Raw genomic sequence first — 25,112 nt, 5'->3', positions numbered from 1 at the left:
GCGATTATACGGCAGTGATCCGCTCAATTTAGCGCACAATCAACACTGACAACCGATAACTGACAACTTCTCAAAATGCCCAATCCTCCCATCATCCTCTGCATTGGCGGTCACGATCCCAGCGGCGGTGCTGGCATTCTCGCCGACGCCGAAGCGATTCGCGCTGCGGGTGGTTTTGCCGTCACCGTCATCACCGCGCTCACCGATCAAGACACCTGCGGCCTGCGCCAGCTTTATCCGCAACCGCCAGCGCAAATCGCCGCGCAGTGTCAGGCGCTCATTGCTGACAGCGCCCCGAGCGTCATCAAAATTGGTTTACTCGGCAGCGCCGCTGCTGCTGCCGTCGTCAGCGAACTGCACGATGCGCACCCGACCTTGCCGCTGATTTTAGACCCGGTGCTGGCGACCGGCTGCGGACAAGCCGTTGCTGACGCCGCCCTGCTGCGCGAACTGCGCGAGCGGCTGATCCCACGCTGCACCCTCATCACACCCAACGTGCCGGAAGCAGTGGCATTAACCACGCACATGTCCAGCCCAGCCGAATTATCTGCCCGCGTGCTGGCGCTGGGTTCGCGCTGGGCGCTCATCACCGGCACTCACGCCGCCACCGCGCAAGTCACCAATCGGCTCTACGGCGCAGATGGCAGTGAACAGGCGTGGGAATGGCCGCGCTTGCCGAATGACTATCACGGCTCCGGCTGCACCTTAACCAGCGCCATTGCCGTCCGGCTGGCGCTGGGAATGCCGCTGGTGGACGCAGTCGCGGCAGCGCAACAGTTCACTTGGGAGAGTTTACAAGCAGCATTTCGCAGCGGACGTTGCCAATTAACGCCCAATCGGTTCCAACACTGTTTTAGTGCTTAAACTGCGTGTTTTCAGACAGCAGACTTGACAGTGCGGACATTCCCATCTTGCCGATTTTTCAACGCATTGCTAGATTAGTTGCCCTATTTTTGCTTTGTGACTGGCGCGATCACCGCACTCATCGGTCACACACTCCAACTCTGTGAGCGCCCGACGTTCTTCCACTTCTTGAAGGTAATGACCTGATGTTTTTCCGACGTATTCGCGGGATGTTTTCCAACGATTTATCAATCGACTTGGGAACGGCTAACACTTTGATTTTTGCCCGCAATCAGGGAATTGTCCTGAATGAACCGTCGGTGGTTGCTATTCGCCACGACCGCAGTGGCGGCGGCAAATCAGTTGTCGCCATTGGCGAGGAAGCCAAGCAAATGCTGGGGCGCACTCCGCAAAGCATTACTGCAATTCGTCCATTAAAAGATGGCGTGATTGCAGATTTCACCGTCACTGAAAAAATGTTGCAGTATTTCATTCACAAAGTACACGAATCACGGCTGCTGCAACCCAGCCCACGGGTGTTGATTTGTGTGCCTTGTGGCTCAACGCAAGTGGAACGCCGCGCAATTAAAGAATCGGCCGCTGGCGCTGGTGCCCGCGAAGTATTTTTAATTGAAGAACCGATGTCGGCAGCAATTGGTGCTGGGTTATTGGTTCACGAGCCACGCGGCTGCATGGTGATTGATATTGGTGGCGGCACGTCAGAAGTTGCGGTGATTTCACTCAATGGCATTGTGTATTCCGCTTCGGTGCGCGTGGGCGGTGATACGTTTGATGATGCCATTATTAATTATGTGCGCCGCAATTATGGCACCCAGATTGGTGAAGTGACGGCAGAACGAATTAAACACACCATTGGCTCGGCATTTCCGGGCAATAAAATGTTGGAAATTGAAGTGCGCGGGCGCAGTCTTGCGGAAGGAGTGCCGCGCAGCTTTACGTTGAATAGCAATGAGATTTTAGAGGCGCTGCAAGAGCCACTCGGAATGATCGTCCACGCAGTCAAAATGGCGCTGGAACAAACGCCGCCCGAACTCGGTTCTGATGTCGCCGAGCGCGGGATTGTGCTCACTGGCGGCGGGGCACTGCTGCGCGATTTTGATCGCTTGATTGAAGAGGAAACTGGCTTGCCGGCGCTGTTGGCGGAAGACCCGTTGACCTGCGTGGCGCGGGGCGGCGGCAAGGCGCTGGATATGCTGGACACGCGAGACAGTGGTTTGTTTTCCCACGAATGAGCGCGGCAATCATTTTTTTTGAGGAATGCCGTTATTAAACCGCTGTTTGTCCACGCGCCCTCGGCAACATTTCGCGTGCTTGTGGCGGCAATGATCGCGCTGGGGCTGATGGTGGCGGATCATCGCTATCATCATTTAGAACTGGTTCGTGCCACGCTGGAGACGGTGATTTATCCGATGCAATACGCCGCAAGTTTGCCCGCGCAATTGGTGCGCACCGCGCAAGGTCGGCTTGATCACGAGGCGCAGTTGCGGCGGGCAAATGATGATTTGCAACATGAAAATCTGGTGTTGAAAGGGCGATTGCAGCAGTTTGAATCGCTGCGGGCGGAAAACATGCGCCTGCGCGATCTGCTCGGATCATCGTTTGATGTGGGCGAGCGGGTGTTAATTGCGGAGATTTTGGCGGTTGACCTTGATCCGTATCGGCAGCAGGTCATCATCAACAAAGGCTCCAATTCGGGCGTGTTTGTCGGTCAACCGGTGTTGGATGCGCAAGCGGTGATGGGGCAGGTGATTCGGGTGAATGCGCTGTCGTCAACGGTGTTGCTGATTACGGATGCGGATCATGCGCTGCCGGTGGAAAGCAATCGCAACGGGTTGCGCACGATTGCTGCGGGCAAGGGTTCGAGCCAAGAGCTTGAATTATTGTACATTTCTAAAAATGCTGATATTCACGTCGGCGATTTATTTGTGACATCGGGAATGGATGAGCGTTTTCCGCCGGGCTATCCGGTGGCGCGGGTGAAGACGGTGCGGCAAGACCCGGATAACCCGTTTACGACGGTGATCGCTGAACCGACGGCGCGATTGGATCGCAGCCGCGAGGTGTTGTTGGTGTGGGCGCTGAATTTAACTCCAGCGGTGGTGCCGCCTGCGCTGCCAACCGCCGCAGTGGGCAACGTTAAATGACGATGGTGATGCGGTGGACGGTGGTCATCAATCTGATCGTGGCGCTGTTTTTAACCATCGTGCCGCTGCCGCCCGATCTCAGCGAGTGGCGTCCGCAGTGGGTGACGCTGAGTGTGATTTTCTGGTGCTTGACTGCGCCAGAACGGATTGGCGTCTTTTGGGGCTTTGGCAGCGGTTTGATGCTCGATTTATTCACGGGCGGGCTGCTGGGACAACAGGCACTGAGCTTGGCGCTGGTGGCGTATGTGACGATCACGCTTCATGCGCGAGTCCGGCTATTTCCACGCTGGCAGCAAAGTTTTTTCGTGTGGATTGTATTGTTGGCGGAGCGCTTGCTGACGCTGTGGATTTTAGGGGCGACGGGACAGCCGATGCCGACGTTGAGTTATTGGCTGCCAACGCTGGTCGGATTGGTGCTTTGGCCGGGGCTGGCGCGGGGGTTGACGTGGATTGGTCGCCACACGGGGGCGTTGTGACACACAGTTGTCAGTTGTCAGGCGGTGACGCGGCAATTGAGCTGCTCACTGACCACTGACAACTCAACACATGCGCCTGACCAGTCTCGAAGAACGCCAGCGCGAGCAGCGCCTCGTCACCAACCGTGCGCTCGTCGCCGGTGCGGTCGTCATCGTCGGCTTGCTCTTGCTGTGCGTGCGGCTGCTGCATTTGCAAGTGGATCGCCATGAGCATTTTTCCGTGTTATCAATGGAAAATCGCGTTAAAATTCAGCCAGTTCCACCCACTCGTGGCTTGATTTATGACGCCAAAGGCGTGTTGCTCGCCGATAATCATCCGACCTTCGCACTCGAAATCACCATCGAAAAAGTCGAAAACCTCGCCGCCACCATCGACGATCTCGCCACAATCATCCCCATCGAAGCCAGCGACCGCGCCCGTTTTGAACGCCTCAAGCGCCAGCGGATGCGCTTTCAAAGCGTCCCCATCCGCCTCAACCTCTCGCACAAAGAAGTCGCCCGGTTCGCCGTCAACAGCTACCGCTTCCCCGGCGTCGATGTCCGCGCTGAACTGATCCGCACCTACCCCTTTGCTGAAGCCACCGCGCACGTTCTCGGTTATGTCGGCCGGATCAATGAACGCGAAATGAGCCAGATTGATACCAGCAATTACGCCGGCACCCATTTCATCGGCAAAGGCGGGCTGGAGAAAGCGCACGAGGACGTGCTGCACGGCAAAGTCGGTTATCAACAGGTTGAGGTCAATGCGCGGGGGCGGATTTTGCGCACTCTCGAAAGCACTCCGCCCACCTCCGGTCAAGACATCTTTTTATCGCTTGACATGACCCTGCAACAGGCGGCGATTGACGCGCTCGGCGACCGACGCGGTGCCGTGGTCGCCATTGATCCCCGCGACGGCAGCGTCTTGGCAATGGTCAGCAAACCCAGCTACGACCCCAATCGTTTCGTCGAAGGCATCAGCGGCAAGGAATACAACGCCCTGCTGCACTCGCTGGATAAACCGCTGTTTGATCGCGCAGCGCGGGGGCAATATCCGCCCGGCTCCACCGTCAAACCGTTTATTGGACTCGGCGGACTCGCCACCGGCGTCACCACCGCGCATAAAACGGTTTATTGCTCCGGCGCGTTCTCGCTGCCCGGACAAAATCACCGCTTCCGCTGTTGGCGCAAAGGCGGGCACGGCACCGTCGATCTCGAAAAATCCATCATTGAATCCTGCGATGTCTATTTTTATTCACTCGCCAATCAAATGGGCATCGACCGCCTGCACAGCTTTCTCAGCCAATTCGGTTTCGGCAGTCGCACCGGCATTGATGTCGCCGGTGAACTCGCCGGACTGCTGCCGTCGCGGGAATGGAAACAACGGGTGCGCAAGCAAACGTGGTATCCGGGCGAGACGTTGATTGTCGGCATCGGGCAAGGTTCCTTTCTCGCCACGCCGCTGCAACTGGCCGTCGCCACCGCGACCATCGCCAATCGCGGACGCTTGATCGTGCCGCGCCTCGCTCGCGCCAGCCGCTTTCCCGGCGCTGCGACCGAAACGCCGTTTCCAGTGGTAGCGCGGCAAATCAACGTTGGCAATCCGCGTTATTGGGATCAAGTCATCGCCGCGATGACGCAGGTGGTGGAAAGTCCACGCGGCACTGCCAAACGGATTCGCAGCCCGGAATATCGCATCGCTGGCAAAACCGGCACCTCGCAGGTATTCACGCTTGGACAAAAACAGACTTACAACGCCGCCAAAACGCCAGAACGGATGCGTGATCACGCGCTCTTTATCGCCTTCGCTCCGGTTGACGCGCCGCGCATCGCCGTCGCCGTGCTGGTGGAAAACGGCGGACATGGCGGCTCCGATGCTGCGCCCATCGCTCGGCGCGTGATGGATGTGTATCTCGGCAGCAAATCACCGCTGCCGCCTGATGAGGCAACTGATGGCGATTAAAACTTTATCGGCGCAGCTCAACGCCGCAGCGGAAGCCGCCACGCTCGGCGTGCTGCGCCGGTTGCATCTCGACGCCCCGCTGCTGCTGGGTTTACTGACGCTGTGCGGCTTCGGCCTGCTCGTGGTGTACAGCGCCGGTGATCGCAATTTTGAAATCGTTGAGCGCCAACTGGTGCGCTTGACCGTCGCATTCTGTTTGATGATCGCCATTGCGCAGGTGCCACCGCGCCTGCTGCGGCAATGGTCGCTGGCGCTGTATTTATTCGGCGTTCTGATGCTGTTTGCCGTCCTGCTGTTTGGTGCTATTGGCAAAGGCGCACAACGCTGGCTTGATCTCGGCGTGATCCGTTTTCAGCCTTCCGAATTGCTCAAATTAGCAGTACCGATGGCGGTCGCGTGGCTGCTATCACTGCGCCCGCTGCCGCCGCGTCCGAGTTGGATTCTCGCCGCCATTATTGTGACGTTAATTCCGGTGTTATTAATTGCCAAACAGCCTGATTTAGGCACTTCATTATTGGTTCTGAGCGCCGGCGCGTTGGTATTATTTATGGCGGGATTGAGCTGGCTCATGATTGCAGGATTGGGCGCAGCCGTTGCCGCTGTTGCGCCGGTGGTATGGCTGTTAATGCACGATTATCAACGCGCCCGTATTTTCACATTTCTCAATCCTGAATCCGATCCGCTCGGCACTGGCTATCATATTATTCAATCGCAGATCGCCATTGGCTCTGGCGGTTTATATGGCAAAGGCTGGCTCAACGGCACACAATCCCATCTTGAATTTTTACCCGAACGCCACACCGATTTTATTTTTGCCGTCATCGGTGAAGAATTCGGTTTTGCCGGAATTGTGATCTTGCTGGCGCTGTATTTATTTATTATTGGACGCGGCTTAGTGATTGCCGTGCGCAGCATTGATAGCTATGGACGCACTTTAGCGGGAGGTTTAACGCTGGTATTTTTTGTTTATATCTTTGTTAATACCGGCATGGTGACGGGATTATTGCCAGTTGTCGGCGTGCCCTTGCCGTTAATCAGCTACGGCGGCACCTCAATGGTGACATTGTTAATTGGTTTTGGAATGATTATGGGAGTTGAAACCCACAAAAAATCTGCACCAACTTGAATATGAATCTGCACCAGCGCCTGCATACCGCGCTCAATTGGGAATTGCGCAATGATTAGCGCAGCAAACGTCAAACAAGCGCCAACTTCTATTCTGCTACCGCATCACCCGCTCGGCGTATTTGATTCCGGCGTCGGCGGTTTATCCGTACTGCGCGACATTCGCCGCGAATTGCCACATGAACACCTGCTCTACGTCGCCGATTCTGGCCATGCGCCCTACGGCGACAAACCCACTGCGATGATTGTCGCCCGCTCGGTTGCCGTCACTGAATTCTTGTTAAATCAAGGTGTTAAAGCGATTGTGATCGCCTGCAACACCGCCACTGGCGCGGCAGCGCGACTGCTGCGGCAGCGTTATGCGGTGCCAATCATCGGCCTCGAACCCGCTGTCAAACCGGCGCTCGCCCACACGCGCTCCGGCGTGATTGGCGTCATGGCGACGCGCCAAACGCTCGCCAGCGCCAAGTTCGCCACCTTGATCGCCAAATTTGCACATCAGCCGGTACGAATCGTGCCGCAGCCCTGTCCGGGCTTGGTGGAACAGGTGGAAGCGGGCGATCTTGACAGCGCCGTGACGCGCCGCTTGGTTGCCGAATTACTCGCGCCATTGCTGGATGCTGGTGCTGACACGCTCGTGCTCGGTTGCACCCATTACCCGCATTTAACGCCCCTGATCGCGGAACTTGTCGGCACGAACGTGACCATTTTGGATTCTGGCGCGGCGGTGGCGCGGCAGGTACGCCGGCGCTTGACGGAAACGGCGTTACTTGCACCACCGTCGCAAATAGGACAGGAATGGTTTTGGACAAGTGGCGAATTGGCGCATACGCAAAAGTTATTAAACCGCTTGTGGAATCCAGACGCTCGTTTATTGCCTTGGACGGCGCAAAATTATCATAACGTAGAGAGAGAAAACGACCGTGATTGAAATTCAAAACTACTGGCGTGAACTTGACGAATTGCGGCGCATCGCCGGTGCAGAAAACGAAAGCATGTTACGCGCCGCGTTTCAAAATTTACTCCGTGATTTTGGTGAACAACAGCACTTAATTGTCGTGGCTGAATATCCATTCAAAGCGCCTACTGGAGCCAATTTACGCGCCGATGGTGTGTTATTAGATCGTCTGCGTTTAGTGCATGGCTGGTGGGAAGCCAAAGATGAAAAAGATGATTTAGAGAAAGAAATCGCCGCTAAATTAGCCAAAGGTTATCCCAACGATAACATCATTTTTGAAGATACCCGCACTGCCGTTTTATTACAGCAGAGCGCAGAAGTGATGCGTTGTGAAGTGACAGATGGCAAAGCATTGAAGCGGTTGCTAGATTGCTTTTTTAATTATGAATTGCCAGCAGTGCAGGATTTCCGCGTTGCTCGCAGTCAATTCATGGTTGAGTTGCCGGGTGTGGCGCGGGCGTTGAAAGAATTGTTAATTGCTGCGCACCGCAATCATGCCGCTTTTCAATTACAAGCAACTCAATTTTTTGCATTGTGTCAACGCGCAATTGGCGAGCGCGTGACCAAAGATCATGTGGATGACATGCTGATTCAGCATATTCTCACCGATCAAATTTTCCGGGCAATCTTTTCTGATGTTAATTTTCATCAGGAAAACCATTTAGCGCGGGCGATTGGTCAATTAGAACATACGTTTTTACACGGCAGTACGCGCAAGGAGTTATTAAAGCGGTTAGAACCCTATTTTGCTGCCATTCGCCGCACTGCTGCAAATACAATTACTTCCTCAGAAAAGCAAGGGTTTCTCAAGCAAGTTTATGAAGATTTTTACAGCGCCTATAATCCCAAAGATGCAGATCGTTTAGGCGTTGTCTATACGCCCAGCGAGGCGGTGCGATTTATTATTGTGGGTTGCGATTGGTTGGCACAGCAGCATTTTAATAAGCGGTTGGCGGATTCTGGTTTAGATATTCTTGATCCTTGCACGGGAACCGGCACCTTTATTGTCGATTTGATTGAATATCTGCGCGGTGATAAACAGGCGTTAATCCGTAAATTTAAGCACGACATTCACGCCAACGAGATTTCAATTCTGCCCTATTACATTTCGTGCTTAAACATCGAACAAGCCTATTATGAAGCAACCAATGAATGGTGCGAATTTAACGGTGCTTGTTTTGTCAATACGCTGGAGAATTGGGGTTTTGAGTTAGCACACAAAGGTTCAATTGATGATTTATTTGGCAGTTTAACCGACGAAAATCAAACGCGGATTCAACATCAAAATCAGCGCACCATTCCGGTGATTTTAGGCAATCCACCCTATAACGCCAATCAGAAAAACGAGAATGATAACAACAAAAATGATCCCGAAGTATTAGCCGATCAACGTATTAAAGAGACTTATCTAGCAGCGAGCACGGCGCAAAAAACCAAGCTCTATGATCCTTATGTGCGCTTTTTACGCTGGGCATCAGATCGGATTGGGGAGCAGGGAATTGTTGCCTTTATTAGCAATTCTTCTTTTATTGAAGCAAGAGGATTTGATGGATTGCGTAAAGTAGTCGCGCAGGAATTTCAAGAGATTTGGATTGTTGATCTAAAAGGAAATGCCCGCACCAGCGGCGACCAGCGTCGTTGTGAAGGTGGCAATGTATTTGATGATAAAATTCGCGTGGGCATTGCGCTCTATTTTCTGGTGCGCAATCCGTCATTAACGACGGGCTGTGCTATTCATTATTACGCTGTGAATGACTTTTTAACTGCACTTGACAAGCGCCGCTGGTTAAGAGGACATCAGTTGCATCAATTAGCGCAAGCTGGTGACTTTCATCGTATTCGTCCCAATAGCAGCAGCAACTGGTTGAATCAACCATATGAGAATTGGAGTAATTGGTTAGCGGTAGCCAGCAAAGAAGGAAAAGCGGGAAAGACTGAGGACGTGATTTTTAAGCTGTATTCATTAGGCGTGGTAACAAGTCGAGATGAATGGGTATATGGATTTACCACTCAAGAAGTCACTAAAAAAGTGAAATACTTTATTAGTCACTATGAATCTGTGCGTCATCTTAAAACGGGTTTTGATGAAAAAATCAAGTGGTCTCGTGCAGTGAAAAACGATCTTCTAAAAGATCGCCGTTATACTTATGACAGTACGCTGTTGATACACTCTGTTTACCGTCCCTTTGTTGTTTTAACACTTTATTTTTGTAAAGCATTAAATGAGATGCCATCATTGCAGCACAAATTATTTGGATTAAAGTATGACAATTTAGCAATTGGCATTTCAGGCATACCCATTAAAAAACCGTTTCAAGCATTAGCAGTATCAATGCTGCCAGACCTTCACTTTCTTGAACAGCCTAACTTTTTTCCGCTCTGGGTTTATGCCGCTGATGGTTCCAAACATGACAACATCACGAATTGGGCATTAACGCAATTCCAACAGCATTATACGAATACAGAAATCACCAAGCGCGATATTTTCAATTACGTTTACGCTGTGCTGCATGATCCGCGTTATCGGCACAAATTCGCTTTGAATCTCAAAGCGGAAATTCCGCGCATTCCGTTTCATCCTGAATTCACACAATGGGCGGCGATTGGCGCAACGTTAATTCAAACTCATGCGTATTTTGAGCAAGTCAAACCGTTTGCATTCAAGCGCGTGGATCAAAAAACGGGAACGCCTAAATGTCGCTTAAAAGCCGATAAAGCAGCGGGATCAATTGAGATTGACGGCGTGACGACTTTGGAAAATATCCCGCCAGCAGCGTGGCAGTATCAACTCGGCAATCGCTCGGCGTTGGAATGGGTGTTGGATCAATACAAAGAGAAAACACCGAAGGATTTAACTATTCGTGAGCACTTCAATACCTATCGCTTTGCTGACCATAAAGAGCAGGTAATTGAATTATTGGCGCGGGTGTGTCAGGTAAGCGTGGAGACAATGACGGCAATTGACCAACTAGAACAATTGTCATGGAATAGTGATTGAATTTCGGTTATAATTCAAGCGACTATTAAATTTTACAATTTATTTGTTGCGTCACTTTTAGCATAAATAACAGAGCTGAACAGACAATGATTGAAATTCAAAACTATTGGCGCGAACTTGATGAATTACAGCGCATCGCGGGCGCAGAGAATGAAAGCATGTTACGCGCTGCGTTTCAAAATTTGTTGCGTGATCTTGGTGAACAGCAACAATTGATTGTCGTGGCTGAATATCCATTCAAAGCGCCCAACGGAGCCAATTTACGCGCCGATGGTGTGTTATTAGATCGGCTGCGATTGGTTCATGGCTGGTGGGAAGCAAAAGATGAAAAAGATGATTTAGAAAAAGAAATCGCCGCTAAATTAGCCAAAGGTTATCCCAACGATAACATCATTTTTGAAGATACCCGCACTGCCATTTTATTGCAGCAGGGCGCAGAAGTGATGCGGTGCGCGGTGACAGATGGCAAAGCATTGAAGCGGTTGCTGGATTGCTTTTTTAATTATGAATTGCCAGCAGTGCAGGATTTCCGCATTGCTCGCAGTCAATTCATGGTTGAATTGCCGGGTGTGGCACGGGCATTGAAAGAGTTGTTAGTTGCTGCGCACCGCAATCATGCCGCTTTTCAAGCGCAAGCAACTCAATTCTTTACATTGTGTCAACGGGCAATTGGCGAGCGCGTCACCAACGATCATGTGGATGAAATGCTGATTCAGCATATTCTCACCGATCAAATTTTTCGGGCGATTTTTTCTGATGTTAATTTTCATCAAGAAAACCATTTAGCACGCGCAATCTGTGAATTGGAAAGCACCTTTTTTTATGGCGGAACTCGTAAAGAACTATTAAAACGCTTAGAGCCATATTTTGCTGCAATTCGACGTACTGCTGCGAATGCAATCACTTCCGCAGAAAAACAGGATTTTCTTAAACAAGTCTATGAAGATTTTTATAGTGCCTACAATCCAAAGGATGCAGATCGCTTAGGCGTTGTCTATACGCCCAGCGAGGCGGTGCGATTCATTATTGCGGGTTGCGATTGGTTAGCACAGCAGCATTTTAATAAACGCTTGGCGGATCCCGGTTTAGATATTCTTGATCCTTGCACGGGAACCGGCACCTTTATTGTCGATTTGATTGAATATCTGCGCGGTGATAAGCAGGCGTTAATCCGTAAATTTGATGGTGAAATTCACGCCAATGAAATTTCAATTTTACCGTATTACATTTCGTGCTTAAACATTGAACAAGCCTATTATGAAGCAACTGAACAATGGCGTGAATTTAGCGGAGCTTGTTTTGTCAATACTTTAGAAAACTGGGGGTTTCAGTTACAACATAAAGGCGCAGTAAATGATTTATTGGGGAGCATTACCAATGAAAACCAACTGCGCATTTTGAACCAAAATCAATGCACGATTCCGGTGATTTTGGGCAATCCGCCATATAATGCCAACCAGAAAAATGAAAACGACAACAATAAAAATGATCCGGCGTTATTAGCTGATCAACGCATTAAAGAGACTTATCTGGCAGCGAGTACAGCACAGAAAACCAAGCTCTATGATCCTTATGTGCGATTTTTACGCTGGGCATCGGATCGAATTGGTGAACAGGGAATCATTGGCTTTATCACCAATCGCTCTTATCTGGATTCGCGTCAAGCGGATGGTTTACGTAAAACATTGGCAACGGAGTTTCAGGAAATTTGGATTGTCGATTTAATGAGTGACGTGCGTAAAAATCCCAAAATATCTGGAACTCAGCACAATATTTTTGGCATTCAAACTGGTGTTGCTATCATGTTTTTAGTACGAAAACCAGCAGCAGTTGAGGACTGCGCTATTCGCTATATTGCACTGGATGATTTTCTCCCTGCAACTGAAAAACGCTGTTGGTTACTCCGAAATCAACTGCGTGTTTTAGCAAGAGCTGGAGAATTTAATCGGATTACGCCCAATGAACGCGGCGAATGGTTGAATCAACCGCATGAAGATTGGAGCCAATGGTTGGCGGTCGCCAACAAGGAAGGAAAAGCGAAAAAAACGGATGAAGTAATTTTTCAGCTGTATTCGTTAGGTGTGGTGACCAGTCGGGATGAATGGGTCTATGGATTTAGTGTTCAAGAAGTCACTAAAAAAGTAAAATACTTTATTGGTCACTATGAATCTGTGCGGCGGCTTAAAGCAAGTTTTGATGAAAAAATTAAGTGGTCTCGTGCAGTAAAAAACGATCTTCTAAAAAATCGCCGTTATGCGTATAACAGCAAACTTTTAACAAAATCTATTTATCGCCCTTTTGTTGCTTTAACGCTTTATTTTTGCAAAGCATTAAACGAAATGCCCTCATTACAACACAAGGTATTTGGATTAAAGTATGACAATGTAGCGATTGGAATTTCAGGTACACCGCAGGCAAAACCGTTTCAAACGTTGGTAGTGTCAATGCTGCCCTGTCTTGATTTACTGGAGAAAACCCAGTTTTTACCACTCTGGGTTTATGCCGTTGATGGCTCCAAACATGACAACATCACGAATTGGGCATTAACGCAATTCCAACAGCATTATGCGAATACAGAAATCACCAAGCGCGATGTTTTTAATTACGTTTACGCCGTGCTGCATGATCCGCGCTATCGGCACAAATTCGCTTTGAACCTCCAAGCCGAATTTCCGCGCATTCCGTTTCATCCTGAATTCATACAATGGGCGGCGATTGGCGCAACGTTAATTCAAGCTCATGCGTATTTTGAGCAAGTCAAACCGTTTGCATTCAAGCGCGTGGATCAAAAAACGGGAACGCCTAAATGTCGCTTAAAAGCCGATAAAGCAGCGGGATCAATTGAAATTGATGGCGTAACGACTTTGGAAAATATCCCGCCAGCGGTGTGGCAGTATCAACTCGGCAATCGCTCGGCATTGGAATGGGTGTTGGATCAATACAAAGAGAAAACGCCGAAGGATTTAACCATTCGTGAGCACTTCAATACTTATCGGTTTACTGACCATAAAGAGCAGGTGATTGAATTATTAGCGCGGGTGTGTCAGGTGAGCGTGGACACAATGACGGCAATTGCCCAACTGGAACAATTGCCGTGGAGTGGTGATTAAATGGCGATGCAGTTTAACGCTCAATTTCTGGCGGACAAATTCCCAATGACACCATAATTAACGCGACATCCGACAATTGCGCACCAATTAACAGCGGTTCCAATAGCGTGAAAGCGTGAACTAATGACGGGCCGCGCACTTGCACTCGGCGTAAGAATTCACTGCCATCGCCCGCCATGTAATAACTGTATGCACCCCGCGCTGATTCGGTTTGCACAAAGGTCTCACCTTTGGGAATGAGAAATTTACGGTGTTTGGGCAATTTACATTGAATCTCACCCGTCGGCGGCATTTGTTCAATCACCTGCCGCAGAATACGAATGCTTTGATACATCTCAGCACGGCGTACTAATGCGCGAGCGTAAGCGTCGCCATCGGTTTGAATTGGAATCTCAAATTCCAATTGATCATACGCCAAATAAGGCATATCACGCCGTACGTCGCGGGCAATACCGCAGCCACGAATCACCGGCCCGCTATAACCATTGGCAATTGCTTCAGCGCGATTGACCACGCCCACATGTTGCAGCCGCTTTTTCACAACCGTATTATCAAAAAATACGCGGTCGTATTCGGGCAACCGCTTGTCTAATTCATCCAGCAAGTCACTCAATCGCGTTAATAAACCATCCGGTAAATCGCGCTTGACGCCGCCCGGATAGATGTACATGTGATACACCCGTCCGCCGGTGATTTCCTCAAATAAATCGAGAATATAATCGCGCTCACCAACCGCCCATTGCGGCACAATTCCGTGCCCAATAGAACCGCCTTGACCCGCCAACCATAAATAATGCGCTTGCAGTCGCGCCAGTTCTAAAATCAAGACCCGAATATATTTTGCGCGTTCGCTAATTTCTAAACCGGCGAGCGTTTCAATTCCCCGCGCAAAATTTTCTTCATTCGGATCAGGTTCAGGAACGCAAATACGACACACAATAGTGAATGCTTGAATCACGGTGCGCCGTTCAATGAGTTTTTCAAAACCGCGATGTAAATAACCGACATGCGTGGTCGCTTTAACGATGGTTTCGCCATCAAGATCAAGCTCCAAACTCATATTGCCGGTAACGCCGGGATGCTGCGGACCGTGAAAAATTTTGATCGTTTCGTTCATGCCGCATCTCCATTTGCTGCCGCCGCTGCCGCTTTTTTGGCCTCTTTGCGGCGACGAATCGCCTCGCGGACATCCTGATTATCCTCACGCCCGCCGCGCATTTCGTAGGTGTCCTGCACGAATTTCAGCGTGTCAAACTCGCGGCGCATCGGCGGCGTGTGCGTCCAACCTTCCAACATGAAATCGCCGAGGCTGGGATGACCGCTGATCGGAATTCCAAACATTTCATGCAGTTCGCGCTCAAAAATCTCCGCCTGCGGCCATAACGGGATCGCCGTTTCCAGCGCCGCGCCGTCGCGTCCGAGGTGCGTTTGCACGCCCAACACGCGGTCGCGCTCGGCAGTTTCGAGCACATACGTCAGACCAAACACGCCGTCTTCCATCCAATCGGCGCAGGCAATCGTGGTCAGGGTGACAAAACCGTGACTCTGTTTGAGCAGCCCGAGCAGCGAAAACAGTTGCGCGGACGGCACACGCACGAACGCTTGCCGCTCGCCGCGCTGCATTTGTTCAATGATTTCAAAGCTATGAAGCTGTGGCAGCAGTGCATCCAACATCAGGCGACGCCTCCGGCGTGATACCAGTCATAGGTGTAATCCGGCGGCATGTTGTCGCCCAAAACGCGGCGCTGATTGGCTTTGTACCAGTCGATATTTGCGCGGTAACGCTCAAAACCGCTGGGTGTACCCGCCGCGATACGTTGTTGCAGCGCCACAAAACCCTCAATCAACGCCTCTGGGCGCGGCATACAGCCGTTGACGTACATATCAACCGGAATGTAATGATCTAACTGTTTGATTGTGTTGTAAGAATCCCAATACATGCCGCCGTTAATCGTGCAACTGCCCAGCCCAATCACATATTTCGGCGCCTGCATTTGTTCATAACTGCGAATGACACGTTTGAGCGTTTTAATCGCAAGATAGCCGCTGATGACCAGCACATCGGCCTGTCTTGGCGTCGCTGCGCCGATAATACCGAAGCGTTCGGCGTCAAAGCGGCTCGTCATCAGCGGGCGCATTTCAATCGCGCCGCAGCCGGTGCCATACGCCAGCACAAACAGGCTGCGCTGGCGAAACCACGCCATCAGCCGATCTAACGCGCCCAGCTCGCTGCCGGATTGCGCGAGCGATGCTTCCAATTGTTGTTGTTCACATTGGAATCCTTCGCAATGCTCGTGGTGATACATATTAACTCCAAGGAAACCAAACGGTTGCAATCACGCCGATGACGCCGAGACCGAGTGGAATTTTCCAAAAAAAGTCCACCGTTTGCTCAGTTCTGAGGCGCGGAAAGCTGGTGCTCACGGCCGCCGTCAATAGAAATAACGCAAACGTTTTGGCGATCAATGCCCAAATTGTGGTTGCGCCACCCAGAAATAAATCGGCAATTAACACCAGTTTTGCCACCGTCATCATCATGTTTTGCGTCATCAATACGCCCAATAACCGCCCGCTGAATTCAACTCGCGGTCCGGCGTATACCTCAACTGGCGCACCGACGACATCAAATGGTGACGCATGTTGACTGGCCATAAACGGCAAAATCATGACAATAAACGCAATTGGATTGGTCATTAAATTCCAATGCGCAAAATCAGTTTGCGCCGCCATGATCGCGTGTACTGATGCAGTTTCGTGCTGCACCATCACCAGCGCCAGCCCCAATAAAAACGGCACTTCCAAACCCATTAACCGCGTCAAGCCGCGAGTGACGCCCATTACACCGAATGGATTGCCGCTCGAACCAACTGCCAGCGCATTGCCGAGCGGACCGACCACCAGCAAATAGATAATTAGAATGAGATTGCCGGAATGGGAAAAGCCTTGCAGCCAATTGGAATCTTTCAAATAGGGCACGAATAACACCGTTGTCACTGCACCCGCAAAAATAATCATCGGCCCGAAAAAAAACATCGGCCCATGAATAATGGTTTCTGTTTTGAATAAAAACTTCATATTGTCAAAGAAGTTTTGAAAAACACTCGGCCCCCAACGCCGTTGCACTCGTGCATTGAATTGGCGATAAAAACCGTAAAATAAAAAGCCCATGACATAGCTCATGCCGAGCATGGCAAGGGCGTCAATAATATAATGCGCCATAGAATTCACGCTCCGGTGACGGATTGAATAGTCAAGGTCACGGCGAAAATAAGCACCGCCAATAACAACCACGTTTGCGGATTGCTGCCGTATAGCGTCCCGATCACGCCCGCTGCGGCCTGCGTTTGGCGCGTCAAACCGGCGTAAAACCCAGTCGTGGTATGGCGCAAAATCCAGCCAATCAGCGGCACTCGGCGCAGTTCGCGTCCCATTCCCGCGCCATAATGCAGCGGCGTGTCAGCCGTCGGTACTTCACCGCAAAAACTCAAATCATACGGACTGGCAGCGCGGTGCATGTTCCCGCGAATTAACAGGAATAACGCCGTTATTAAAACAAATACGGTTGCGAATACGCTCATTAGCACTACGCCGTCATAGCCACCATAATTGGTGCTCAATTGCGCCCACGTTGGCGCACCAATTGGCGTCATGTTCAAACCAATCAATACCGGATCAATTAACACATCAATTGCCCAGCCGGGAAAAATGCCCAGCGCCACCAGCATTCCCATTAAAATGATTTGCGGAATCAGGTATTGCCACGGCGCTTCGGTCGCAGTTTTTGCTTCCGGTGAATTGGCGTGACCCAGAAATGGACCATAAATCAGTTTATAGCAATACACAAAGGACGCAGTGCTGGCGAGAATCATCGCCGCCAATAGCAGCAACCAATGCGCTTCAATTAAACCAACGTACATTAAATACTTCGCTGCAAATCCCGGCAGCGGTGGCATTCCTGCCAGCCCAATAATGCCAATTAACACGCCAAAAAAGGAGATCGGCATTCGGCTGATGAGTTGACCGAGATCAGTAAAACGGCGGTGTCCGGTTTGCAGAATAATCCCAGCAATCGTAATGAATAACAGCAGTTTCACCAGTGTATGCACCAACGCCTGAAATAGCGCCCCGCCAATTGCCAGCGAGCTGCCAACGCCCAACGCCGTGACGATATAACCGACTTGCGCGATGGATGAATACGCCAATAGCCGTTTCATATCTTCTTGGGAAATCGCTTTGAAAGTCGCAATGGTTGCCGTAATTACGCCAATCCACGCCAACACATAACCCGCCACCGGGCCGTTGAGAAAGCGCCCGCTGATTTCACTAAACCCATCGGGAAATAACAGCGGCAATATCATTAAACCGTAAATGCCCATCTTTGACATTAATGCCGATAAAAAGGCGCTAAACAAATCGGGCGCTTGGTCGTAGCTGCGCGGCACCCATAAATGCAAAGGTAACGCGCCGACTTTAATCAGAAATGCCAAACTGAATAAAACAAAGAGCACCAGCTTATCTGCTGTCAGCAAACCATCAACGGCTTGAATACGAAAATCATCGGTAATGCTGTATAAAAACAGCATTCCTGCCAACAATAGAAATGCGGAGGCTAGGTTAAATAAAATATAGGACTGCGCACCTTCTAAATCAGTGCGCGGTGAACGCAGCAATAACAGATAACTGCTCCATGTCATCATTTCCCAGCCGATGAAAAAGCCGATGAAATCGCCCGCCAATAACAGCAACTGCATTCCTAATAACAGCAGTGCATAAAGCGCATACGCCGATTCATCGCTCTTCTCACGCAGCATTGGCACGGCAATCAAAGGCGCACCGATTGCCAGCAATAACATGAAAAAAGCGGACAACGGCGTGAGATCAAATGATAGCGTGATGCCGTTAAATAACGACCACGCGACCGCGCCATCCCAAGTAAAGAATGTGGCAGCGGGGGTGAATGATAACCCTAGAAAAAGCAATTTAGTTATCAGGTTCATGGCTGAACTCCCAACACTGCATTTAATAACGCCTCGCGCCCTAATAGCGCCTGCGCTGCTTGTTGCAACCAGTCTTCCAATAAGAACGGTGCGACACCCAATACAATCAGCAACCCGGCAATGACTAGCAATGGCGCATAATTTAAGGTTTTTTCACCTTCTATTTTAGCCATTGGCAGCGCATCAGTCGGCGCGTAAAAAACCCGAATCCAGCGAAAATAATATCCCGCTTCAATTAACGCGGCAGTCAGAATAAGTGCCACTGGCCAGAACGTTTGCACGTCAGCAAAGCCTTTGAGAATCCACAATTTGCTGATAAAGCCACTGAATGGCGGCAAGCCTAAAACTGCCAACGCACCCAGCACAAATAATCCCGCTGCCAGCGGCATCGTGCGACTTAAACCATGTACATCCGTTAATTTGAGCGATGCGTATTGCCGCAACATCAGCGCCGCCAGTAGGAATAGCAGCACTTTAATTAACGTGTGATTGACCATGTGAAATAACGCGCCTGCTGTCGTTGCTTCAGAAGCAAATGCCAGCGCCAACGTGATGAGTCCCACTTGACCAAGTGATGAATACGCTAACATGCGCCGTAAATCGTTCTGGCGCAGCGCGACCAATTCGGCAACGATCATTGTGATTGCGCCCAGCGCCATTAACCAATTCCGCGCTACAGTGGGATCGGCGAGCAGAATAAAGGTTAAATGGAAGAGCACGAATAAAAAGGCTTTGACTAATACGCCGGAATACAGAGCGGTGATTTCAGGATCGCTGCCGCGATAAATATCGGGCACCCAGAAATTAAATGGGAACAGCTCGGCTTTAATGCTTAAACCAATCAGCATTAACAGCCCAATCAATAATTGCATCTGTGCGGGCATGTTGCCGAAAGCCTGCGCCAGCGCGGCGATATTTAATTGCCCAGTTTGCAAATACAGCAGCACGATGGCGAATAAAATAAAGATCGCAGCGACCGAGCCCACGATGACATATTTTAAGCCTGCTTCTAGTGCGGTTTTATCGCGGCGAATGGCTGCCAGCGCATACGCGCTCACGCCGACAATTTCAATGAAAACGTACAGATTGAAGATGTCGCCGGTCAATACCATGCCGTTGCTGCCGGCAATGAGCAGCAGCATTAAAATGAATGCGGGACGTTCGCGTAAATGCGCTGCGCCGTTGTCCAACCAAATGAATGCGGAAACGATTGCACCTGCAAAACTGAATAGCGCCACCAATAACAGCGCGATGGCGTCTAAATGCAGATGAATACCCAGCGGCGGGGCAATGACAATGGTTTCTAAAATCGGCGCAATGCGGACTGTTGGCAGCCATGACAGCGCCAGCACGAATAATGCGACTTGGGCGCTGAATAATACCGGCATTAACAATCGCCACCGTACCCACAGCGGCGCTAAAAATGCCAGCAATAACGGGACGGCGATGAACCAAACGGGAGTGAAGTGCAGTGTCATCATCAATCCTTTAATTCAGTCATCTCACCGACGCTAACCTTGCCGGTTAAGCGGTGATATTGAATTGCCATTGAAGTGCCCAATGCGGTTACGGCGACGCCAATTACAATCGCGGTGAGCGTTAATGCTTGCGGAATGGGATCGCTCATGCTAGTGAATGCAGTGAAACCATCAGAAAGAATTGGCGCAGTTTCGCCGGGCGTGGTGGCGATGGCGATTAAAATGAGATACACCGCCAATTCCATGATTTCAATGCTGACGAAAATTTTCAATAAATGCCGTTTCGCCAGCAGTCCGTAAAGTCCAATGAAAAATAGAATGAGGCTGCCAATTAAATAAATGCTGTGCAGCACCGCTGGACGATCAAACAATTCCAATACTTCCAACATGATTACAGTTCCTCGGCGGCGCGGGCGGAAACCGGTGTGTCGTGATCGGCTTCGAGCATGTCTTGAAAAATTGCGCCAATTTCTGCGCCAACTTTGATCCCAACTAACAGATAAATCAGCGGAATCACGCCGGCACTGACCAGTTGCCCCATCGCTGCGACCGGATGCGGCAGGAAGTTGCCGAGAAAGCTGGCGGTGGTCACGAAGACCAATCCCAGCATTCCAAACAAGACGAAGCCGCTGCCGGCGAAGGATTCCACCCAGCCGAGTTGCGCGTGATCGAGGTTGAATTTGGGATCGGCGATCATCCGTAAAAAGAACGCAGTGGCGACGATGACGCCACCTTGAAAGCCGCCGCCGGGTGAGAGATGACCGTGCAGCACGATGTAAACGCCGAGCAGCAGGAGCGCCGGAAATAGCAGGCGCGTTCCTGTCACCATCACTTCATTGGGATGGTTGTTGCGGTCGCGCAACGCTGGCGTGGCACCGAGTCCGCCCGCAAACAACATGCCGATGCCGGTGGCGGCGAGAAAGAGCACCGTCACTTCGCCGAGCGTGTCAAAGCCGCGATAACTCACGACCACCGTCGTGACGGCATTGGCGGACGCAGTTTCGCTGTTGCGTGCCAGATACAGATCGCCGACGCCGTTGCTCGGCGCGTCCAAGCCGTGATTGAGCAGCAGCGTCAAATGCAGCATCAGCAGCCAGCCGCACAGCGCGATCAGCAGCAGCGTGTGAACGCGGAAACGTTTCCGCAGCGGGAGACGACGGCTCATTGCAAGTCCTTCCGTTCAGTGCGACCGAGCTGGCGCACGCCCATCAGCATCACAAAACTGCTGGCTGCCGCGCCAATCGCCGCTTCCGTCAGCGCCACGTCGGGCGCGTGTAATAAGAAAAATTGCCCGACTGCGCCCAAACTCAGCAGCGATAACCCGAGTGCGGATTGCAGCAAATCGGGATGGCGAATGGCGAGCAGGGCTGCGCCGATCATCCACGCGAAAAACAAAATGGCGAGTAATCCGGTCATGCTGCGACCTCTTTGGAATCCGTTTCTGCGGCGAGTGCGGCTTGACGTTCGGCGCAGGCATCGCAGGCGAGTGGCACCATCTGCGCTCCGCTGCGATATGCCGCCCGCGCCAGCACTGAGGAACTCAGCGGATTGGTCAATAAAATGAAGATGGCGATGATGAGCAGTTTCGGTGCCCAAGCTGGCGCGAGGCAGGCAACGCCGAGCAGCGTGAGTAACGAACCGAGGGAGGTTGCTTTCGCGCCAGCGTGCATTCGCGTGAATACATCGGGCATCCGAATTAAACCCAAGCCGCTGACCCAAAAGAAAAATAATCCGCCGGACATCAGGATATAGCCGAGCGTTTCCACTTAAACCCCCTTTTCTAAAAAGCGGCTGAATAAGATCACGCCTGCAAATCCAACGACTGCGAAAATCAGCGCCACATCCAAATAAATGCTGCGTTGAAACCACAGCGATAACAGCGCCAGCAGTGCAATGACGAGAATGGATAGCGTATCGAGCGCGAGGATGCGATTAGCGGCATCAGGGCCTTGAAAAAACCGCCATAAAATCATCAGGATCGGCGGCACAAGCAATAAAATCATGACGGCAAGCATGAGCAGTACCTGAGTTGCGGGTGGTGAATGCGCACAGCGCAGCAAATGTAATTTGCGCAAGACCTTGAATACAGCAGGTGCGCAATAAAAGGCGAGCGTAATGGCAAATGATGACGGGTGTTCAAGCTGGAGTGGGGATGCTAAACAATAGCGAGGGAATGAATGACAAAAGCCAGTAGCGCGGGAATAAAAAGCTGGTGTCAGTGTGTAATTACAACAAGACAACTTTAAGCAATTGGTGCAAGCAATTGGTGGCGGAGAGAGAGGGATTCGAACCCTCGATAGGGATTAACCTATACACACTTTCCAGGCGTGCTCCTTAAGCCTCTCGGACATCTCTCCAGCAAGTCACTGAGTGACTCAATTCAAGTCCCACTCAGGCGGCGCAAGATACACGATCACCTGCCTGCTTTCAAATTAAGCTGACATCTCAATCAGGTTTAGGCGCTAATCGCTTGATTTTCAAGGCAATCAAAACGTGATTATCCGGTCACAAGTTGCGTTAATATCGCGTACAAATGTCTTCCGGCGGTCACGCGCCTCAACCCACTCAATCACGCGCCGACAGGTTGCTACCATGAAAATCAATTTACCGGTCACGACGCGAGAAAACGATTACCCCGCGTCGATGGTGCTCGTTTCAACCACCGATCCCAAGGGCATCATCACTTATTGCAACAAGCCATTTATTGAGATCAGCGGTTTCACGGAAGCCGAACTCATCGGCACCAGTCACAACCTCGTGCGCCATCCCGACATGCCCGCCGCAGCGTTTAAGGATTTATGGGCAACGCTGAAACAGGGCAGACCTTGGCGCAAATTGGTCAAAAATCGCTGCAAAAATGGCGATTATTATTGGGTTGATGCCTACGTCACGCCGGTTTACGAAGGCGACACCCTCATCGGCTACCAATCGGTGCGCACCAAACCGACGCGGGCGCAAACCTATAAAGCTGAACGGCTATATGCCAGCATCCGCCAGCGCCAACTCGTTGATTTTCCGCGTCCGTGGCTGCCGGCATTCGGCTGCGGAATCCGCATTAACGCCTCATTTATCACCGTCGGCAGCGGCGCAGTCATCGCCGGCTGGACGGGCAACGTCTGGATCGGCGCGGCAACCTTGCTGACCAGCATCATGTTTGCGTATCTGAGCGCCCGCTCAATTTTCACCCCAATTCAGCAGTGCGTGAGCGCCGCCAAAAAGATCGCCGCCGGTGATTTGTATTTCCCCATCATTGTCGAAAAAAACAACGAGATTTCCGAAATTCTCCAATCAATCAAAATGTTGCAATCACGTTTGGCGACCGTGATCGGCAAAATTCAGGATTCCGCCAACGGCGTCAACACCGCCACGCAACAATTGGGCACCGCAGGAACGGTCACGCATCACTTGATGGAACAGCAATATCAAGAGACCGATATGGTCGCCACCGCGATGAATGAAATGTCGGCGACGGTGGCAGAAGTCGCCAACAACACCGGCGCAGCAGCGGATGCCGCGCAGCACGCCCGCACCGACGTGCAAGCCGGACGCCGCATCGTGCAGCAGAGCGTGCGGGGCATCCAACAGCTTGCGGATGGCGTGTCTGAAGCGGCTGAGTCGATTCAACGCTTGGGTGACGATTCGGAAAATATCGGCAAGATTTTGGACGTGATTCGCAGCATCGCCGGTCAAACCAACTTGCTGGCGCTCAACGCTGCGATTGAAGCCGCCCGCGCTGGCGAGGCCGGACGCGGTTTTGCGGTGGTCGCCGATGAAGTGCGCACGCTCGCCCAACGCACGCAAGATGCCACGCAGGAAATTCAAGCGATGATTGAACGGTTACAGGAAGGCGCTCGCGGCGCGGTGACGGTGATGAAACGGGGGCGGGAACAGGCAGAACAAAGTGTGCGCTCGGCAGCAAATACCGATCAATCGCTCACTTCAATCACGCAGGCAGTTGAGCATATCACTGATATGAATACGCAAATTGCCACCGCAGCCGATGAACAAAGTGCCGTAGTTGAGGAAATGAATCGCAATGTAGAAAGTATTCGCCATCTTTCCGCGCAAACGCTCAAAAGCACCGATACTGTGGTTTCAGCAACGCAGCATCTTAATATCTTGGCTGATCAACTCTCAAAACTTGCACATCAATACCGCGTTTAATTGCAACCAACATCATACAAACGGCATCAATTCAATCACGCCGCTATACACCTGATTCCGCCCATTCCATTTCGCATGGTATAGCGCCAAATCAGCGCGTTTCAATAAATCTTCAGACAAATCACCCAGTGTTGGCGCATGAGTCGCAATGCCAGCACTGATGGTGACATGCTGCGCAACTGCCGACCGCTCGTGGACGATGCCGCGCTCGGCAACCAAATTGCGAAACCGTTCGGCAACGTAACATGCGCCATCCTTGTCGCAATCCGGCAAAATAGCGGCAAATTCCTCGCCGCCATAACGCGCAGCTAAATCACCCGGGCGCTGCACCGCTTCCATCAAACATTGCGCCACTTCGCGTAAACAATCATCACCTGAACCGTGCCCATAAAAATCGTTATAATTTTTGAATTGATCGACATCCGCCATGATGAGCGCCAGCGGAATCTGTTCTCGAATTGCCCGTCGCCATTCATTATTCAGCGTTTCATCAAAGCGCCGGCGATTGGGAATGCCGGTTAAACCATCCAGTGAGACCAAGGCTTCTAATAAATCAGATTTACGTTTGAGAGTGACGTGGGTGCGTACCCGCGCCCGCAAAATTGAGAGTTCATAAGGTTTGGTAATGTAATCGACTGCGCCGAGATTAAATCCGCGCTCTTGATCCTGCACCGCGCCCCGCGCACTCACAAAAATAATTGGGATATTTTGCGTTTCCGGGGCATCTTTTATAGTTGTCCGCAAAACTAACCATACAGCACCCAAGGCACGAACTGTTCTATCCAGCCCTTGGCATAGCTTGATGATTTGCTGAATACAGCCCAAGAATCAGAGATGACTGACTTTAAGTACTCAT

The 25,112-nt window shown here is 51.1% G+C and carries 22 protein-coding genes and 1 tRNA gene; 10 read left to right on the top strand and 13 right to left on the bottom strand.

The genetic code is table 11. The features are described from left to right. The first annotated feature begins 75 nt into the window (after positions 1 to 75). The 9 genes from thiD to CKO12_RS10620 all read left to right on the top strand — a co-directional run bounded on the left by thiD (position 76) and on the right by CKO12_RS10620 (position 13,617). Positions 76 to 864 carry a bifunctional hydroxymethylpyrimidine kinase/phosphomethylpyrimidine kinase gene (gene thiD / locus CKO12_RS10660; protein WP_200154726.1) on the top strand — a complete coding sequence of 263 codons (789 nt, stop codon included), beginning with the start codon at positions 76 to 78 and terminating at the stop codon, positions 862 to 864. A gap of 185 nt (positions 865 to 1,049) precedes the next feature. Then, positions 1,050 to 2,096 carry a rod shape-determining protein gene (locus tag CKO12_RS10655; protein ID WP_200154725.1) on the top strand — a complete coding sequence of 349 codons (1,047 nt, stop codon included), beginning with the start codon at positions 1,050 to 1,052 and terminating at the stop codon, positions 2,094 to 2,096. Positions 2,097 to 2,114: 18 nt separating this feature from the next. Continuing rightward, a complete protein-coding gene (mreC, locus tag CKO12_RS10650; protein ID WP_207146339.1) occupies positions 2,115 to 3,008 on the top strand; it encodes a rod shape-determining protein MreC in 894 nt (297 codons plus the stop codon). Further along, a complete protein-coding gene (gene mreD / locus CKO12_RS10645; RefSeq protein WP_200154724.1) occupies positions 3,005 to 3,484 on the top strand; it encodes a rod shape-determining protein MreD in 480 nt (159 codons plus the stop codon). Before mreC ends, mreD begins: the two co-directional genes overlap by 4 nt. Before the next feature lie 70 nt (positions 3,485 to 3,554). Beyond that, positions 3,555 to 5,426: a penicillin-binding protein 2 gene (gene mrdA / locus CKO12_RS10640; RefSeq protein WP_200154723.1), complete on the top strand. Its 1,872-nt coding sequence runs from the start codon at positions 3,555 to 3,557 to the stop codon at positions 5,424 to 5,426. Next, complete coding sequence (gene rodA / locus CKO12_RS10635; protein ID WP_200154722.1) at positions 5,416 to 6,552, top strand: rod shape-determining protein RodA; 1,137 nt, start codon at positions 5,416 to 5,418, stop codon at positions 6,550 to 6,552. The genes mrdA and rodA overlap by 11 nt, the downstream gene beginning before the upstream one ends. A 51-nt stretch (positions 6,553 to 6,603) precedes the next feature. Continuing rightward, the gene (gene murI, locus CKO12_RS10630) at positions 6,604 to 7,482 is read left to right on the top strand and encodes a glutamate racemase (RefSeq protein ID WP_242466302.1); all 879 of its coding nucleotides are present in this window, start codon (positions 6,604 to 6,606) and stop codon (positions 7,480 to 7,482) included. Beyond that, positions 7,475 to 10,507, top strand: coding sequence for a type ISP restriction/modification enzyme (locus tag CKO12_RS10625; RefSeq protein ID WP_200154721.1), 3,033 nt, complete (start codon positions 7,475 to 7,477; stop codon positions 10,505 to 10,507). The genes murI and CKO12_RS10625 overlap by 8 nt, the downstream gene beginning before the upstream one ends. 86 nt (positions 10,508 to 10,593) lie before the next feature. Then, entirely contained in the window at positions 10,594 to 13,617 is a 3,024-nt protein-coding gene (locus CKO12_RS10620) for a type ISP restriction/modification enzyme (RefSeq protein WP_200154720.1), read from the top strand. 13 nt (positions 13,618 to 13,630) lie between these two features. Here CKO12_RS10620 and CKO12_RS10615 read toward each other — a convergent pair whose 3' ends face one another. The 12 genes from CKO12_RS10615 to CKO12_RS10560 form a co-directional block, all read right to left on the bottom strand. Then, positions 13,631 to 14,734 carry an NADH-quinone oxidoreductase subunit D gene (locus tag CKO12_RS10615; protein WP_200154719.1) on the bottom strand — a complete coding sequence of 368 codons (1,104 nt, stop codon included), beginning with the start codon at positions 14,732 to 14,734 and terminating at the stop codon, positions 13,631 to 13,633. After that, the gene (locus tag CKO12_RS10610) at positions 14,731 to 15,291 is read right to left on the bottom strand and encodes an NADH-quinone oxidoreductase subunit C (protein WP_200154718.1); all 561 of its coding nucleotides are present in this window, start codon (positions 15,289 to 15,291) and stop codon (positions 14,731 to 14,733) included. The genes CKO12_RS10615 and CKO12_RS10610 overlap by 4 nt, the downstream gene beginning before the upstream one ends. After that, on the bottom strand, positions 15,291 to 15,923 hold the full coding sequence (gene nuoB, locus CKO12_RS10605; protein ID WP_200154717.1) for an NADH-quinone oxidoreductase subunit NuoB: 633 nt from the start codon (positions 15,921 to 15,923) through the stop codon (positions 15,291 to 15,293). The genes CKO12_RS10610 and nuoB overlap by 1 nt, the downstream gene beginning before the upstream one ends. A 1-nt stretch (position 15,924) precedes the next feature. Continuing rightward, positions 15,925 to 16,836 carry a respiratory chain complex I subunit 1 family protein gene (locus CKO12_RS10600; RefSeq protein ID WP_200154716.1) on the bottom strand — a complete coding sequence of 304 codons (912 nt, stop codon included), beginning with the start codon at positions 16,834 to 16,836 and terminating at the stop codon, positions 15,925 to 15,927. A 5-nt stretch (positions 16,837 to 16,841) separates the two neighbouring features. Continuing rightward, positions 16,842 to 18,614 (bottom strand): proton-conducting transporter transmembrane domain-containing protein, encoded by a 1,773-nt coding sequence (locus CKO12_RS10595; RefSeq protein WP_200154715.1) that lies wholly within the window; start codon positions 18,612 to 18,614, stop codon positions 16,842 to 16,844. After that, positions 18,611 to 20,095, bottom strand: a complete 1,485-nt coding sequence (locus CKO12_RS10590) for a complex I subunit 5 family protein (protein WP_242466301.1) — start codon at positions 20,093 to 20,095, stop codon at positions 18,611 to 18,613. The genes CKO12_RS10595 and CKO12_RS10590 overlap by 4 nt, the downstream gene beginning before the upstream one ends. Continuing rightward, positions 20,095 to 20,481: a sodium:proton antiporter gene (locus CKO12_RS10585; protein ID WP_200154713.1), complete on the bottom strand. Its 387-nt coding sequence runs from the start codon at positions 20,479 to 20,481 to the stop codon at positions 20,095 to 20,097. Before CKO12_RS10585 ends, CKO12_RS10590 begins: the two co-directional genes overlap by 1 nt. A gap of 2 nt (positions 20,482 to 20,483) precedes the next feature. Beyond that, the gene (mbhE, locus tag CKO12_RS10580) at positions 20,484 to 21,257 is read right to left on the bottom strand and encodes a hydrogen gas-evolving membrane-bound hydrogenase subunit E (protein WP_200154712.1); all 774 of its coding nucleotides are present in this window, start codon (positions 21,255 to 21,257) and stop codon (positions 20,484 to 20,486) included. After that, positions 21,254 to 21,508: a Na(+)/H(+) antiporter subunit B gene (locus CKO12_RS10575; protein WP_200154711.1), complete on the bottom strand. Its 255-nt coding sequence runs from the start codon at positions 21,506 to 21,508 to the stop codon at positions 21,254 to 21,256. The genes mbhE and CKO12_RS10575 overlap by 4 nt, the downstream gene beginning before the upstream one ends. Further along, positions 21,505 to 21,858 carry a monovalent cation/H(+) antiporter subunit G gene (mnhG, locus tag CKO12_RS10570; RefSeq protein WP_200154710.1) on the bottom strand — a complete coding sequence of 118 codons (354 nt, stop codon included), beginning with the start codon at positions 21,856 to 21,858 and terminating at the stop codon, positions 21,505 to 21,507. The genes CKO12_RS10575 and mnhG overlap by 4 nt, the downstream gene beginning before the upstream one ends. Continuing rightward, positions 21,859 to 22,107 carry an MrpF/PhaF family protein gene (locus tag CKO12_RS10565; RefSeq protein WP_200154709.1) on the bottom strand — a complete coding sequence of 83 codons (249 nt, stop codon included), beginning with the start codon at positions 22,105 to 22,107 and terminating at the stop codon, positions 21,859 to 21,861. Positions 22,108 to 22,359: 252 nt separating this feature from the next. Then, positions 22,360 to 22,449 (bottom strand) — tRNA-Ser (locus CKO12_RS10560). Between the two features lie 235 nt (positions 22,450 to 22,684). On the opposite strand from CKO12_RS10560, the gene CKO12_RS10555 reads away from it, so the two are divergent. Further along, positions 22,685 to 24,256 carry a methyl-accepting chemotaxis protein gene (locus tag CKO12_RS10555; RefSeq protein ID WP_200154708.1) on the top strand — a complete coding sequence of 524 codons (1,572 nt, stop codon included), beginning with the start codon at positions 22,685 to 22,687 and terminating at the stop codon, positions 24,254 to 24,256. A 12-nt stretch (positions 24,257 to 24,268) separates the two neighbouring features. Here CKO12_RS10555 and CKO12_RS10550 read toward each other — a convergent pair whose 3' ends face one another. Next, the gene (locus CKO12_RS10550; protein WP_242466300.1) at positions 24,269 to 25,000 is read right to left on the bottom strand and encodes a diguanylate cyclase domain-containing protein; all 732 of its coding nucleotides are present in this window, start codon (positions 24,998 to 25,000) and stop codon (positions 24,269 to 24,271) included. Between the last annotated feature and the right edge of the window lie 112 nt (positions 25,001 to 25,112).

The sequence above is a fragment of the Chromatium okenii genome (assembly GCF_016583745.1).
Classification (GTDB): Bacteria; Pseudomonadota; Gammaproteobacteria; order Chromatiales; family Chromatiaceae; genus Chromatium; species Chromatium okenii.
This window is presented reverse-complemented; position numbering and strand designations above follow the sequence as displayed.

Coding starts and splice junctions, on each gene's coding strand:
- CKO12_RS10595 (WP_200154715.1), bottom strand. CDS start 18,614: ATGAACCTGATAACTAAATTGCTTTTTCTAGGGTTATCATTCACCCCC.
- CKO12_RS10610 (WP_200154718.1), bottom strand. CDS start 15,291: ATGTTGGATGCACTGCTGCCACAGCTTCATAGCTTTGAAATCATTGAA.
- nuoB (WP_200154717.1), bottom strand. CDS start 15,923: ATGTATCACCACGAGCATTGCGAAGGATTCCAATGTGAACAACAACAA.
- CKO12_RS10555 (WP_200154708.1), top strand. CDS start 22,685: ATGAAAATCAATTTACCGGTCACGACGCGAGAAAACGATTACCCCGCG.
- CKO12_RS10600 (WP_200154716.1), bottom strand. CDS start 16,836: ATGGCGCATTATATTATTGACGCCCTTGCCATGCTCGGCATGAGCTAT.
- mbhE (WP_200154712.1), bottom strand. CDS start 21,257: ATGAGCCGTCGTCTCCCGCTGCGGAAACGTTTCCGCGTTCACACGCTG.
- thiD (WP_200154726.1), top strand. CDS start 76: ATGCCCAATCCTCCCATCATCCTCTGCATTGGCGGTCACGATCCCAGC.
- CKO12_RS10590 (WP_242466301.1), bottom strand. CDS start 20,095: ATGATGACACTGCACTTCACTCCCGTTTGGTTCATCGCCGTCCCGTTA.
- CKO12_RS10565 (WP_200154709.1), bottom strand. CDS start 22,107: ATGCTTGCCGTCATGATTTTATTGCTTGTGCCGCCGATCCTGATGATT.
- CKO12_RS10615 (WP_200154719.1), bottom strand. CDS start 14,734: ATGAACGAAACGATCAAAATTTTTCACGGTCCGCAGCATCCCGGCGTT.
- mrdA (WP_200154723.1), top strand. CDS start 3,555: ATGCGCCTGACCAGTCTCGAAGAACGCCAGCGCGAGCAGCGCCTCGTC.
- rodA (WP_200154722.1), top strand. CDS start 5,416: ATGGCGATTAAAACTTTATCGGCGCAGCTCAACGCCGCAGCGGAAGCC.
- CKO12_RS10585 (WP_200154713.1), bottom strand. CDS start 20,481: ATGTTGGAAGTATTGGAATTGTTTGATCGTCCAGCGGTGCTGCACAGC.
- CKO12_RS10620 (WP_200154720.1), top strand. CDS start 10,594: ATGATTGAAATTCAAAACTATTGGCGCGAACTTGATGAATTACAGCGC.
- CKO12_RS10575 (WP_200154711.1), bottom strand. CDS start 21,508: ATGACCGGATTACTCGCCATTTTGTTTTTCGCGTGGATGATCGGCGCA.
- murI (WP_242466302.1), top strand. CDS start 6,604: ATGATTAGCGCAGCAAACGTCAAACAAGCGCCAACTTCTATTCTGCTA.
- CKO12_RS10655 (WP_200154725.1), top strand. CDS start 1,050: ATGTTTTTCCGACGTATTCGCGGGATGTTTTCCAACGATTTATCAATC.
- mreD (WP_200154724.1), top strand. CDS start 3,005: ATGACGATGGTGATGCGGTGGACGGTGGTCATCAATCTGATCGTGGCG.